General features: G+C 64.5%; 12 protein-coding genes. 7 read left to right on the top strand and 5 right to left on the bottom strand.

Annotation, left to right across the window (positions count from 1 at the left end):
* Positions 1–25: 25 nt before the first annotated feature.
* The 7 genes from AB7P10_RS03300 (at position 26) to AB7P10_RS03270 (ending at position 6,218) form a co-directional block, all read left to right on the top strand.
* Positions 26–640 carry a hypothetical protein gene (locus AB7P10_RS03300; RefSeq protein WP_428292413.1) on the top strand — a complete coding sequence of 205 codons (615 nt, stop codon included), beginning with the start codon at positions 26–28 and terminating at the stop codon, positions 638–640.
* Complete coding sequence (locus AB7P10_RS03295) at positions 640–1,164, top strand: TlpA disulfide reductase family protein (RefSeq protein WP_428292412.1); 525 nt, start codon at positions 640–642, stop codon at positions 1,162–1,164. Before AB7P10_RS03300 ends, AB7P10_RS03295 begins: the two co-directional genes overlap by 1 nt.
* Positions 1,165–1,436: 272 nt before the next feature.
* Positions 1,437–1,901 (top strand): acetyl-CoA carboxylase biotin carboxyl carrier protein, encoded by a 465-nt coding sequence (gene accB, locus AB7P10_RS03290; protein ID WP_428292411.1) that lies wholly within the window; start codon positions 1,437–1,439, stop codon positions 1,899–1,901.
* Positions 1,902–1,917: 16 nt separating this feature from the next.
* A complete protein-coding gene (accC, locus tag AB7P10_RS03285) occupies positions 1,918–3,267 on the top strand; it encodes an acetyl-CoA carboxylase biotin carboxylase subunit (protein WP_428292410.1) in 1,350 nt (449 codons plus the stop codon).
* Positions 3,268–3,301: 34 nt separating this feature from the next.
* Positions 3,302–4,186 carry a 50S ribosomal protein L11 methyltransferase gene (prmA, locus tag AB7P10_RS03280; protein WP_428292521.1) on the top strand — a complete coding sequence of 295 codons (885 nt, stop codon included), beginning with the start codon at positions 3,302–3,304 and terminating at the stop codon, positions 4,184–4,186.
* A gap of 31 nt (positions 4,187–4,217) precedes the next feature.
* The gene (locus tag AB7P10_RS03275) at positions 4,218–5,321 is read left to right on the top strand and encodes a DUF3426 domain-containing protein (RefSeq protein ID WP_428292409.1); all 1,104 of its coding nucleotides are present in this window, start codon (positions 4,218–4,220) and stop codon (positions 5,319–5,321) included.
* A gap of 15 nt (positions 5,322–5,336) precedes the next feature.
* Positions 5,337–6,218 (top strand): carbohydrate kinase family protein, encoded by an 882-nt coding sequence (locus tag AB7P10_RS03270; RefSeq protein WP_428292408.1) that lies wholly within the window; start codon positions 5,337–5,339, stop codon positions 6,216–6,218.
* A 54-nt stretch (positions 6,219–6,272) separates the two neighbouring features.
* Here the strand turns inward: AB7P10_RS03270 and AB7P10_RS03265 are convergent, their stop codons facing one another.
* The 5 genes from AB7P10_RS03265 to AB7P10_RS03245 all read right to left on the bottom strand — a co-directional run bounded on the left by AB7P10_RS03265 (position 6,273) and on the right by AB7P10_RS03245 (position 13,838).
* Positions 6,273–6,815, bottom strand: coding sequence for a histone H1-like DNA-binding protein (locus tag AB7P10_RS03265; protein WP_428292407.1), 543 nt, complete (start codon positions 6,813–6,815; stop codon positions 6,273–6,275).
* Positions 6,816–7,040: 225 nt separating this feature from the next.
* Complete coding sequence (locus tag AB7P10_RS03260) at positions 7,041–8,234, bottom strand: ribonucleotide-diphosphate reductase subunit beta (protein WP_428292406.1); 1,194 nt, start codon at positions 8,232–8,234, stop codon at positions 7,041–7,043.
* 141 nt (positions 8,235–8,375) lie between these two features.
* Positions 8,376–11,279 (bottom strand): ribonucleoside-diphosphate reductase subunit alpha, encoded by a 2,904-nt coding sequence (locus AB7P10_RS03255; protein WP_428292405.1) that lies wholly within the window; start codon positions 11,277–11,279, stop codon positions 8,376–8,378.
* Between the two features lie 443 nt (positions 11,280–11,722).
* A complete protein-coding gene (ampD, locus tag AB7P10_RS03250; protein WP_428292404.1) occupies positions 11,723–12,349 on the bottom strand; it encodes a 1,6-anhydro-N-acetylmuramyl-L-alanine amidase AmpD in 627 nt (208 codons plus the stop codon).
* Positions 12,333–13,838: a sigma-54-dependent transcriptional regulator gene (locus AB7P10_RS03245; protein ID WP_428292403.1), complete on the bottom strand. Its 1,506-nt coding sequence runs from the start codon at positions 13,836–13,838 to the stop codon at positions 12,333–12,335. The genes ampD and AB7P10_RS03245 overlap by 17 nt, the downstream gene beginning before the upstream one ends.
* Positions 13,839–13,846 lie beyond the last annotated feature (8 nt).

The following is a 13,846-nucleotide window of genomic DNA, read 5'->3' as shown; positions in this document are numbered from 1 at the left end:
CCCGCTCGGCAGGCACAATCCCCGCATGAATGCCAGTCGAGACGAGATCACCCTGGAAATTGCAGCCGTGGCCGCCCGCCTGGTGGTCGAGGATGGCCTGGAATACGCGGCAGCCAAGCGCCGCGCCGTGAAACAGATGGGCCTGCCGGCACGCACGCCGCTGCCCGACAACGCCGTTCTCGATGCCGCGGTGCGAGAGGACATCGCGGTGTTCTGCCCTGAGTCCCAGGCGGTCGAACTGCGGGCCCTGAGGGAGCTCGCACTGGTCTGGATGGAGCGCCTGCAGACTTTCCGTCCGCACGTGGGTGGCGCGGTCTGGCACGGGACGGCCACCCGCCACAGCGATATCTATCTACAGCTTTTCTGCGATGACCCCAAAGCGCCCGAATGGACCCTGCTCGATCATCGGGTGGAATACCACCCCGGTACTGTCAACGGATGGCGGGGTGAACCGGTGGAGGCGCTGACGCTGCGCACCCGGTGCGAGGCGCTGAGCCAGTGGACGCTGGTGCATCTCATGGTGCATGGGCACGATGACCTGCGTGGGGCGCTCAGGCCCGACGCACAGGGCCGCAAGCCGCGTGGCGACGCAGCCTCGCTGCGCCACTTGATCTCGCAGGCTGGCGAGGAGGGGGCGTGATGCCGACACGCCGCACTCTCTGGATGGGCGGCATCGCAGTGGCCGCCGCCGCCGCGGGCGGTTGGCTCTCGTGGCGCAGGCTGCAGCCGCAAGCGGTGCCGGGCGGGGCCGAAGCCGCTTTCTGGGCCGGTGCCTACGATGGTCCGAATGGCGAGGTGGTGCGTGTCGCCGATTTCCTGGGGCGCCCTCTGCTCGTGAACTTCTGGGCCACTTGGTGCCCACCATGCGTGGAGGAACTTCCCTTGCTCAATGCCTTCCACCTGGCCCACAAGGCCCGGGGTTGGCAGGTGCTGGGCCTGGCTGTGGATCAGGCCGGTGCTGTCCGAGGCTTCATGCAGAAACTGCCGTTGAACTTTCCTGTCGGCATGGCCGGTTTCGCAGGCACCGAACTCAGTCGCAGTCTGGGCAACGCGACGGGGGCCTTGCCCTTCAGTGTGGTGTTCGGCGCGTCCGGTGCGCTGTTGCATCGCAAGATCGGCAAGGTGTCCGAGGGCGACCTGACGCAGTGGGCCGCCTTGGGTTGATGGCCGCACTGTGTTCAGTGACCGGGTGCTGCAAGGGCGGCCCGCCTTTCGTCAAGCCACCGCAAGACGCCGTCAAAAAGGGGTAAATTCCCACTTCTCTCTCAAATGCTCATGCAACCGTCCAGCCCGAGACGGTTGTCAGCCCATTGCACAGCGGCTTGTCCAGCCGGTTCTATCGTGTACACTGCGGCACCCCGGCGGGTTGATACGGCCTCAATTCGATGAAGTTGAATGCTTTTAAATCAACTTGACCGAACTTCGTTGGAGAAATCATGGATTTAAGAAAACTGAAGACACTGATCGACCTGGTGTCCGAGTCGAACGTGTCCGAACTGGAAATCACCGAGGCCGAAGGCAAGGTGCGCATCGTCAAGAGCGCGCCTGTGGTGGCCGCCGCACCCGTGACCTACAGCATGGCGCCTGCGCCCGTCACGCCGTCGGTGACACCGGCGGTGGAAGTCGCTCCAGCGCCCGTGGTGTCCCCGACCCCTGCGGCGCCCTCGGGCCACACCGTGAAGTCTCCGATGGTCGGCACCTTCTACCGCGCATCGAGCCCGGGCGCCAAGCCCTTTGTGGAAGTGGGCGACAGCATCAAGGAGGGCGAGACCATCTGCATCGTTGAGGCGATGAAGATCCTCAACGAAATCGAAGCCGACAAATCCGGCACCGTGACCCAGATCCTGGTCGAGAACGGTCAGGCCGTGGAGTACGGCCAGCCTTTGTACGTGATCGAATAAAGAAGGCCCCGAGCCCATGTTCAAGAAAATCCTGATTGCCAACCGGGGAGAGATCGCGCTGCGCATCCAGCGCGCCTGCCGGGAAATGGGCATCAAGGCAGTGATGGTGTATTCCGAAGCGGACCGGGACGCCAAGTACGTGCGCCTGGCCGACGAGGCGGTCTGCATCGGCCCGGCATCGAGCGCGCACAGCTATCTCAACATGCCGGCCATCATCTCGGCGGCCGAGGTGACGGACGCCGAGGCCATTCATCCAGGCTACGGTTTCCTGTCGGAAAACGCCGACTTCGCCGAACGCGTCGAGAAGAGCGGCTTCACCTTCATCGGCCCGACGCCGGATTCAATCCGTACCATGGGCGACAAGGTCTCGGCCAAGCAGGCCATGATCCGTGCGGGCGTGCCCTGCGTGCCAGGCTCCGAAGGTGCGCTGCCCGACGACCCGGTGATCATCAAGCGCACAGCCAAGGCCGTGGGCTACCCGGTGATCATCAAGGCCGCTGGCGGCGGCGGTGGGCGGGGCATGCGCGTGGTTCACACCGAGGCGGCCCTGCTGCACGCCGTGCAGACCACCAAGGCAGAAGCTGGCGCGGCCTTCGGCAATCCCGAGGTGTACATGGAGAAATTTCTCCAGAATCCACGGCACATCGAAATCCAGATCCTGGCTGACCAGCACCGCAATGCGGTTTATCTGGGCGAGCGCGACTGCTCGATGCAGCGCCGTCACCAGAAGGTGATCGAGGAAGCGCCGGCACCGGGCATTCCGCGCCGCCTGATCGAGAAGATCGGTGAGCGGTGCGCGGCGGCCTGCAAGAAGATCGGCTACCGCGGGGCGGGTACCTTCGAGTTCCTGTTCGAAAACGGCGAGTTCTATTTCATCGAGATGAACACGCGTGTGCAGGTGGAACATCCGGTCACCGAATGGATCACCGGCATCGACATCGTGCGCACGCAGATTGCCGTGGCAGCGGGCGAGAAGCTGCCATTTACGCAGCGCCAGATCCAGTTGCGCGGCCACGCCATCGAGTGCCGCATCAACGCAGAGGATGCCTACAAGTTCACGCCCTCGCCCGGGCGCATCACGACCTGGCATGCACCGGGAGGACCCGGGGTGCGGGTCGACTCGCACGCCTATGCCAACTACTTCGTGCCACCCAACTACGATTCGATGATCGGCAAGCTCATCGTGCACGGCGACACGCGTGAACAGGCGCTGGCGCGCATGCGCACGGCGTTGGCCGAGACGGTGATCGAAGGCATCAAGACCAACGTGCCGCTGCATCGCGAGCTGATGGTGGACGCGAGCTTTGTTGCCGGGGGCACCAACATCCACTATCTGGAAGAGTGGCTCTCCCAACGTGAACGCTGACGCATCCGCGCCGACCCAGCCACCGGTCGGGTCGCTGTTCGAGCTGGTGCTGCTGGTGCCCGAAGCGGCCGTGGACGATGTGAGCGACGCGATGGTGGCGCTGGACGCACTCAGCGTCTCGGTGGAGGACGCCGACGCGATGACCGACGCCGAGTCGGCGCTGTTTGGCGAGCCCGGCATGCCGCCCCCAAAAGAAGGGTGGCAGAGGTCCCGTGTGGTTGCGCTGTTTCCCACCGATGCGGCGGCGCGTGACGCGGCCCGTCTGCTGCAGGTACAGGAGTTTTTTGAGGGTTGTGTCGTGCAGGGCGTGCGCGCTGTGCCCGATCAGGACTGGGTGCGTCTGACGCAGTCGCAGTTCGACCCGGTCGAGATCACGCCCAGCTTCTGGATCGTGCCGACCTGGCACGAGCCGCCCGCCGCGGCACGCGAGGTCATCCGTCTCGACCCCGGCCTGGCCTTCGGCACAGGTACCCATCCCACCACCCGCATGTGCCTGCGCTGGACCGCAAGGCATGCGCCGGTGGGGCCGCGCGTGCTCGACTATGGCTGCGGTTCCGGCATCCTCGCCATCGGCGCGGCCAAACACGGCGCGCGCGACATCGTCGCGGTGGACATCGATCCGGCGGCGGTGGAGTCGACGCGGCTCAACGCCGAGGCCAATCACGCGGTGCTGGCGACCGGGTTGCCCGGTCTCGCGCAAGGTGAGCACGACCTGGTGCTGGCGAACATTCTGGCCACACCGCTCAAGGTACTCGCGCCCCTGTTGTGCGCGCATGTGCGCCCTGGGGGCCAACTGGTGCTCGCGGGCATCCTGGCGCGCCAGGCCGATGAGCTGATCGAGGCCTACGCGCCGTGGGTCGCGTTGCAGGTCAGCGACGAAGAGGACGGCTGGATTCTCATGACTGCGGTCAAGGCCTGAGACCTCGGGCAGCGCCCGCGATAATCGGCGCATGAGTTTCACCACCCGTTGCCCCGCGTGCGGAACGATGTTCAGGGTCGTCGCCGATCAACTGAAGATTTCCGAAGGCTGGGTGCGTTGTGGTCATTGCGCCGACGTGTTCGACGCCACCTTGTACCTGCAGCCCTGGATACCGCCAGGCTCCCAGAGCACGCCCGAGGATTTCGTCGAAGCCGCGCCTGAACCCGAGGTGCGCTCCGACCCGGAACTCGCACCATCACCTGAGGCGCAGGATGCGGTGCTGGGCGGGCTGCCGGGCGACGTGTCGGCGCGTGCCGACCCCACCTGGGATGATGACGAGGCAATTGGCGAGCACGCTGTCGAAACCCTGCCGCCACCCGAGGGCGCCGAGGTGATCGAGTCGGAGGAGCCACCAGATGCCGAGGAGTCTGACTTTCAAACCGAACTGGAGCGGTTCGCCGCCGGCCTGGGGCGCTTGAGCGCGGCGGGCACCGGTGCGGTCGTGAGCAGCAGCGAAGTGGTCGCAATGGAGGCAGGCGCCATTCCAGAAGCGCCCGCCCCGCGCGACGTCCTGTCCTCCGGCGTGGTGGACAGCGAGCTGGAGGTGCCCATCATCGAACCCGGCTTTGTGCGACAGGCTCGCCGAGAGGCATTCTGGCAGTCACCTGGCATGCGGATTCTGCTCTCGCTGTGTGTGCTGGTGCTGGCCGCGCTGCTGGCTGCGCAATGGGCCTTGCAGGAGCGCGACAGGCTGGCCGCGTGGCGGCCCGACTTGCAGCCGCTGCTCGTGCAGGCGTGCGAGCACCTGGGCTGCACCGTGGCGCCGGTGCGCCGCATCGACGACATCGTCATCGACAGCACGGCCCTGGTGCGTCGGCTCGGCAATTTCTACTCGTTCGATCTTGTGCTGAAGAACACCGCGTCCATGCCGCTGGCGGTGCCGGCGCTGGAACTGAGCCTCACCGACATTGCTGACCAGGTGATATCGCGCCGCGTGTTCCTGCCTTCGGAATGGCCCGATGCGCCTGCCGTGCTGCCTGCGGGTGGTTCGGTCACTGTGAATTTCCGACTCTCCCTCGCCCTGGGCGAATCCACGCCCATGGCGGGCTACCGCGCCCTGGTTTTCTACCCCTGACCCTGGAATACGTCCATGCCCATTCTTGTTTGTGGTTCGCTGGCCTTTGACACCATCATGACCTTTGAGGGTCGCTTTGCCGAACAGATACTCCCCAGTCAGCTGCACATCCTCAATGTGTCTTTCCTTGTGCCTGGTCTGCGCCGCGAATATGGCGGGTGTGCCGGCAACATCGCCTACGGTTTGCGCCAGCTCGGTGCCCAGGCCGTGCCCCTGGCCACACTCGGCAATGATGGTGGCGAATACCTGGACCGCCTGCGCGCCCTGGGCGTGGATGTGAGCCATGTGTCCAGCGTGGGTGAGAGCTACACCGCGCAGGCCATGATCATGACCGACCGCGACAACAACCAGATAACCGCATTCCACCCGGGTGCGATGTCGATGGCGCACGACAACCCGGTGCCGCCGCGCGGTGACATCGCCGTGGCCATCATTTCACCCGATGGGCGCGACGCCATGCTCACACATGCGCGCCAGCTGCACGACGCCGGCGTGCCCTTTGTGTTCGATCCTGGACAAGGCCTACCCATGTTCAACGGAGAGGAGCTGCGGCAGTTCATTGCGCTGGCCAGTTGGGTCACGCTCAATGATTACGAGGCACAGATGCTCTGCGACCGCACTGGGCTCACGCTGGATTCGATCGCCGCGCAGGTGCGTGGTCTCATCGTCACGCTGGGCGCCGAGGGCTGTGACGTGTGGGATGGCACCGAAAAAACACGGATTGCTGGCGTGGCCGCCACGTCGATTGTGGATCCGACCGGATGTGGTGATGCTTTTCGCGCCGCGCTGCTGCATGGTCTGGAGCAGGGTTGGCCGCTGCAGCGCTGCGCTGAGCTCGGCAACCGCATGGGTGCGACGAAGATCGCGAGTCGCGGCGGCCAGAACTACACCATCTGAAACGAAAAAGCCCGGCGCTTTCGCGCCGGGCTGCAGGTCATCTCAACGAGAACTTCAGGGCTTGCTGGACGTGGGGAACGGCCAGGCTGCCTGAGGGTTGAGCTTCGTCTGCGCCGCAGGTGCAGCAGGGGCCGCCGGCTTCTTGGCCGGCTCAGCTTTTTTTGCTGGGGCTGCCTTTTTCGCAGGGGCGGCCTTCTTGGCAGGCGCCTTTTTCGCAGCGGCTTTCTTCGCAGGTGCCTTCTTGGCAGGCGCCTTTTTCGCAGCGGCCTTCTTCGCCGGTGCTTTCTTGACGGCGACCTTCTTCGCAGGTGCCTTCTTGGCCGCAGCCTTCTTCGCCGGTGCCTTCTTCGCAGCGGCCTTCTTCGCCGGTGCTTTCTTGACGGCGACCTTCTTCGCAGGTGCCTTCTTGGCCGCAGCCTTCTTCGCCGGTGCCTTCTTGGCCGCGACCTTCTTCACGGCGACCTTCTTTGCAGGCGCCTTCTTCTTGGCCGGAGCCGCCTTCTTCGCCGGCGCTTTCTTCGCGACAGCTTTCTTCTTGGCCGGAGCGGCCTTCTTCGCAGCGGCCTTCTTGGCCGGGGCTTTTTTCGCAGTTGCCATTGTTTTCTCCTTGATCAAGTTGCAAAGAGCACTTCAGCCAGCCTTGTTGCCGCTGAAGTGATTCAACACCCTGGGGTCCTGTGGATGCATCCACGGTAGGCCCCAAGGCACTGAATCCTGTGACAAGACCCAGTCACCAACGCCGAGGCGTTGTGGGCTGGGTCTTGATTGAACGAAATACATGTAGTGGTTCGGTATGGGCAATGCGGCTGCGGTGGCGTGGCATCAATCCCAGGAAAGTGCGCCGCCGGATTGGTATTCGATCACCCGGGTTTCGAAGAAATTGCGTTCCTTCTTGAGGTCGATCATCTCGCTCATCCAGGGGAACGGGTTTTCTTCGTTCGGGAACAGGGGCTCCAGGCCGATCTGCGTGGCGCGCCGGTTGGCGATGTAGCGCAGATAGCCCTTGAACATGGATGCATTGAGGCCGAGCACGCCGCGTGGCATGGTGTCCTCGGCATATCGGTATTCGAGTTCGACGGCCTTGAGGAACAACTCCTTGATTTCGGCCTTGAATTCGCTGGTCCACAGCATCGGGTTCTCCATCTTGATCGCATTGATCAGATCGATACCGAAATTGCAGTGCATGGATTCGTCGCGCAGGATGTACTGGTACTGCTCGGCAGCACCGGTCATCTTGTTCTGGCGGCCCAGCGCCAGGATTTGCGTGAAGCCGACATAGAAGAACAGGCCTTCCATCAGGCAGGCGAAGACGATCAGGCTCTTGAGCAGGCGTTGGTCGGTCTCGGGCGTGCCTGTGTGGAAATTCGGGTCCATGATCGCCTCGATGAAGGGGATCAGGAACTGGTCCTTGTCGCGGATCGACTGGACTTCGTTGTAGGCGTTGAAGATCTCGGACTCGTCCAGACCCAGCGACTCCACGATGTACTGGTAGGCGTGCGTGTGGATCGCTTCTTCAAAGGCCTGGCGCAGCAAGAACTGGCGGCACTCGGGCGCGGTGATATGCCGGTAGGTGCCCAGCACGATGTTGTTGGCGGCGAGCGAGTCGGCGGTGACGAAGAAACCGAGGTTGCGCTTGACGATTCGGCGCTCGTCCTCGGTCAGGCCATTGGGGTCCTTCCAGAGCGCGATGTCACGGCTCATGTTCACTTCCTGCGGCATCCAGTGGTTGGCGCAGGTGGCAAGGTACTTTTCCCAGGCCCACTTGTACTTGAACGGCACCAACTGGTTGACGTCGGTCTGCGCATTGATGATGCGCTTGTCGGCGACGTTGATGCGGCGCGCAGCAGGCACTGCGGCGGTTTGCGGGATGGTCGCTGAGTTGATCGAAGCGGGAGAGGAGAGAGTGCGCTCACCTGACGATGAGGACAGTGCGGCTTGCAGGCCCGACGCGCCGGAGGGCAGTGGGCTGTTCGCTGGCTTCGATGAGGGCGTGATGTGTTCGTCCCAGGTCAACATAGAGGTTTCCAATGTTCGGATTATCAAAGTGTCTGCATGAAATGCAAAGTGATCAGGCGCAATGCACGCAATTTGTGTTGCGGTGTTGCATCGAATTGCATTCGATGGACCGCATGCAAATTGCGCTCATGTCGATTCCGATCACTGACATGCTTCGCAACCCGGGTCGTCGATTGCACAGAATTTGATGTCGGTCGCGGGCTCCGTTTCCACGGGCGCGGTGGCGGTCGTGACCACACTGGCGGGGTTGAGTGACACCGCATTGAGCTGACCTGTGCGGCCCGTCGACTTCTCGATCTGTGTCGCCGAAGTGGTGCGCAGGTAGTACGTGGTTTTGAGGCCGCGCAGCCAGGCGAGCTTGTAGGTGTCGTCGAGCTTCTTGCCCGACGCGCCGGCCATGTAGATGTTCAGGCTCTGCGCCTGATCGATCCACTTCTGGCGCCGCGCCGCGGCTTCCACCAGCCACAGCGGTTCGACCTCGAAGGCGGTGGCGTACAGCGCCTTCACCTCCTGCGGGACGCGGTCGATGGGGCGCAGCGAACCGTCGAAGTGCTTGAGGTCCATGACCATCACGTCGTCCCACAGACCCAGACGCTTGAGGTCCTTCACCAGATAGCTGTTGATGACGGTGAACTCACCCGACAGGTTGGACTTGACCGAGAGGTTGCCAAAGCAGGGCTCGATGGACGCGTCCACGCCGATGATGTTGGAGATGGTGGCGGTGGGTGCGATGGCCACGCAGTTGGAGTTGCGCATGCCGTCGGCCGCGATCTTCTTGCGCAGCGCGTCCCAGTCCAGGCTGCTCGAGCGGTCCACGTCGACATAGCCACCGCGCTCGCGCGCCAGCAGGTCCAGCGTGTCGGGCGGGAGAATGCCCTTGTCCCACAGCGAGCCACGGTAGCTGGCGTAGCGGCCGCGCTCGCGGGCGAGTTCGGTGGAGGCCCAGTAAGCGTAGTAGCAGACGGCTTCCATCGAGCGGTCGGCAAAGTCCACCGCTTCGGTCGATGCGTAGGGAATGCGCAGTTCGTACAGCGCGTCCTGGAAGCCCATCACGCCCAGGCCCACCGGGCGGTGGCGCATGTTGGAGTCGCGCGCCTTCTTGACCGCGTAGTAGTTGATGTCGATCACGTTGTCGAGCATGCGCATGGCGGTCTTGATCGTGGCCTGCAGCTTCTCGTGGTCGAGCAGCTTGGTGCCGTCGTCGCCGCGCTTGACGTGGTTGAGCAGGTTGACCGAACCCAGGTTGCACACGGCGGTTTCAGTGTCGCTGGTGTTGAGCGTGATCTCCGTGCACAGGTTGGAGCTGTGGACCACGCCGGCGTGTTGCTGCGGGCTGCGCACGTTGCAGGCGTCCTTGAAGGTGATCCAGGGGTGGCCGGTCTCGAACAGCATCGAGAGCATCTTGCGCCACAGGTCGCTGGCGGGGACCTTGCGGTAGGGCTTGATCTCGCCGCGTGATGCGCGCTCTTCGTAGGACAGGTAGGCCTTCTCGAAATCGGCGCCGAACTTGTCGTGCAGGTCAGGGACGCTGTTGGGCGAGAACAGACTCCACTCGCCCTTTTCCATCACACGTTTCATGAACAGGTCGGGAATCCAGTTCGCCGTGTTCATGTCGTGCGTGCGGCGGCGGTCGTCGCCGGTGTTCTTGCGCAGCTCCAGGAATTCCTCGATGTCGAGGTGCCAGGTTTCCAGGTAGGTGCAGACCGCGCCCTTGCGCTTGCCGCCCTGGTTCACCGCGACCGCCGTGTCATTGACGACCTTGAGGAAGGGCACGACGCCTTGCGACTCGCCGTTGGTGCCCTTGATGTGGCTGCCCAGGGCGCGCACGCGCGTCCAGTCGTTGCCCAGGCCACCCGCGAACTTGGACAGCAGGGCGTTTTCCTTGATGGACTCGTAGATGCCGTCGAGGTCGTCGGGCACGGTGGTCAGGTAGCAGCTGGAGAGCTGTGAGCGCAGCGTGCCACTGTTGAACAGCGTGGGGGTGGAGGACATGAAGTCGAAAGAGGACAGGACCTCGTAGAACTCGATGGCGCGGGCTTCGCGGTCGATCTCGTTGAGCGACAGGCCCATGGCCACGCGCATGAAGAAGGATTGCGGCAGCTCGATGCGGGTCTTGCGCACGTGCAGGAAGTAGCGGTCGTACAGGGTCTGCAGGCCGAGGTAATCGAACTGCAGGTCCCGCTCGGGCTTGAGTGCGGCACCGAGGCGGGCCAGGTCGAACTGCAGCAGCTTTTCGTCGAGCAGGTCGTTGTCCACGCCTTTCTTGATGAACTGCGGGAAGTAGTCGGCGTAGCGCGCGCCCATCTCCGCGGTGGGCACTTCCTCGCCCATCACTTCCTTGACGATGGTGTGCAGCAGCAGGCGCGCGGTGGCGTAGGTGTAATCGGGGTCCTTCTCGATCAGCGTGCGTGCGGCCAGGATGGAAGCCTTGTAGACCTCTTCCATGGGCACGCCGTCATACAGGTTGCGCTTGGTTTCGGCCACGATGGGCTCGGCCTGGACGTCCTGGCCAAGGCCACTGCAGGCCGCGGCGATCAGGCCCTGCAGGCGCTGCAGGTCGAGCGGCACACGCTGGCCGCCGTCGATCACATGCAAAGTGGCCTCGGCCGGCTGCGCCGCTTCTGCCTGGTGGGCGCGCTCCTGGGTGCGGCGCTCGCGATAGAGCACGTAGGCGCGTGCGACCTCATGGTGGCCGCTGCGCATCAGGCCGAGTTCGACCTGGTCCTGCACGTCTTCAATATGGAAGGTGCCACCACCCGGGCGCGAACGCATCAGCGCGCGGGCGACGTTCTGGGTCAACGTATCGACGGTTTCTCGCACGCTGGCCGAAGCCGCGCCCTGGGTGCCGTGCACGGCCAGGAAGGCTTTCATCAGGGCCACGGCAATTTTGCCGGGCTCGAACGGCACCACGGCACCGTTGCGGCGGATGATCTGGTAGTGCGAAAAAACCGAGCTGCTCGCGGCCAGCGGAACCGCCACCGGGGAGCCGGAGGGGGACTTCAGCGAAGCGGTGGATGAAGGGGTGATGGGGGAAGCGGTCAGCATGGTTCCTCTTTCATTTGTTGTGTGGTCACTGCATCGGGTGCGCGTTGTCCGGTGGCAGTGCGGGGGACGGGGGTGTCGGTATCAGCGCAGGCCGCAGGGCGTCAACAGGTTTACCTGCCTGGCAAGGGGCCGGGTGGATCGACGCAGGGCAGGGGGATTTCCGAAACTCACGGAGCACACTATATCTGGTGTGCAAGCCCCATTCAAGCCACTACAGGTAGCGTTTTCCAGAAAACTTCAGCCCGGTTGTGCCGCGCACATTTCACGAGGCAGGAAAAGCGCGGTGACTGAGCAACCTCGCGGCGGAGGCCGGATGCCGGTGAGTGGGCGCTCCGTCTGCGTTTGCATGCGGGACTGCAGTGCACGTGCGCACTGTGGCCCGTTTTGCCACCGGCGGGCGCGTCGTTGCAAGGTCCGCGGACCCTGCGTCGTTCTGGCGCGGTTCAGAGCCCGCTGGACGGCGCGTCGTGGCGCAGTGTGTCATGGGGGAAACAGGCATCCGCCCAGCCCAGGTCATCTCGCAGACGGCGCCAGTCAAAACCCGGGCCCGGGTCCTGCTTTCGGCCAGGTGCGATGTGCTCGTGACCCGCCACATGCGCGATGGGATGGCGCTGCGCAAGTTGCCGGCACAGGCGGGTCAGCGTCGCGTACTGCTTGTCCTCGAAGTGCCCGCCTTCAAGGCCTTCGAGCTCGATGCCGATGGAGTGGTCGTTGCAGTTGTCGCGGCCACGCCAGCAGGACGCGCCAGCGTGCCATGCGCGCGCGTCCACATCGACAAATTGCAGCAGCTCGCCATCGCGCCGCACGAAGAAGTGCGCCGACACCTCGATGCCGCGGATGCGTTCGAAATAGGGGTGGGCGTTCCAGTCCAGTCGGTTCGTGAAGAGCTGCTCCACTTCCGGGCCGCCATACACGCCCGGCGGCAGGCTGATGGAGTGGATGACGATGAGATCGACGCGTGTTCCGTCGGGTCTTGGACCGAAGTTGGGCGAAGGGCAGTGTCGCGCGCCACGCAACCAGCCATCCGTCCATAGCGCCTGCTCAGGGGCCGAATCAGGCGGGATCTTCATCGTCGGACGGCATGGAGATGCCCAGGCGCTGGATGCGGTAGCGCATCTGTCGCAGGTTCAGGCCGAGGCGGGCCGCCGCCGCGGTGCGGTTGAAGTCGCACTCGCGCAGCGCCTTGAGCAGCACCTGCCGTTCCTGTTCGTCCAGGTAGGTCTGCAGGTCGGCGGGAATTTCCGCGGGCGGCCCCGAGGTGGGCGACGCGGGCCCGTCGGTCGGGGGCAATTCGTCAGGCTGGGTGGGGACTTCATCGTCGTCTTCGACTTCGCCGAAATCCTCGGGTTCGAGCGCATCGCCACTGCTCAGTGCCAGGGCGCGCTGCAACAGATTTTCGAGTTCGCGCACGTTGCCGGGCAACTCGCGCGACTGCAGCCACGCGAGTGCGCGTGGCGAGACATCCGGGACTTCCTGACCGGACTCGGCGCACAGGCGGTCGAGCAGCGCTTGCACCAGTCCTGGCAGGTCGTCGCGGCGTTCGCGCAATGCCGGCGTGCGCAGGGCGATCACGTTGAGGCGGTAGAACAGGTCCTGCCGGAAGCTGCCGCCTTGCACCAGAGCGCTGAGGTCGCGGTGCGTGGCGCTGACCAGCCGCACGTCGACCGCCTCCTCCTGCACACCGCCCAGCGCCCGCACGCGGCGCTCCTGGATCACCCGCAACAGCTTGGCCTGCATCGCCAGTGGCAAGTCACCGATTTCGTCGAGGAACAAGGTGCCGCCACGTGCCGCCTGGAAATAGCCCTCGCGGTCGGCGGTGGCCCCTGTGTAAGCGCCCTTGCGGGCACCGAAGAATTCGGCCTCGATGAGGTTTTCCGGAATGGCGCCGCAATTGACGGCGACGAACGGCCCCGCGCTGCGGTGGCTGCAGTCGTGCACCGCGCGCGCCACCAGTTCCTTGCCGGTGCCGGATTCGCCGAGGATGAGCACGGGCGCCATGCTCGATGCCACTTTTTCAATGCGTGCCTTGATCTGCACGATGCTCGGGGAGTGGCCGACGATGCGCCGCAGGGATGCCGCACCACTGGCGGCCATGGTGGGCTTGCGCGGCGCATCGGCGACGGCCCCATTGCCAGCGCCGCCCGGCACGCCGCCGGTGGCGCCAGCCGCCAGCGGTCCGCGCTGGCTCTGCAGGGCAGCGGTCACCGCGCTGCGCAGTTGCTTGAGGTCCACCGGTTTTGTGAGGTAGTCGAAAGCGCCCGCCTTGAGCGATTCCACGGCGTTCTCCGCGGAACCATAGGCGGTGATGACGATGCACTTCTCCTCGCGCTGGGCTTCGGTGAGTTCGCGTAGCAATTCCAGGCCAAGCCCGTCGGGCAGGCGCATGTCCGATATCAGCACGTCGAAGCGCTGCTGGGCCAGCCATTCGCGGGCCTGGGTGAGGTCGGACGCCGCCACCACCGCATGGCCTTCGCGCAGCAGGGTGAGTTCGTAGAGCGTGCGCAGATCCGGTTCGTCGTCGACGACCAGAACGGAGGCGGCATTCGGTGTGCTGGGCATCGGTCCGG

It is taken from the genome of Hydrogenophaga sp. (assembly GCF_050182545.1).
In the GTDB taxonomy this organism is placed as follows: domain Bacteria; phylum Pseudomonadota; class Gammaproteobacteria; order Burkholderiales; family Burkholderiaceae_C; genus Hydrogenophaga.
Note: the sequence above shows the minus strand (reverse complement) of the source record. Positions and strands in the feature narration are given on the sequence as shown.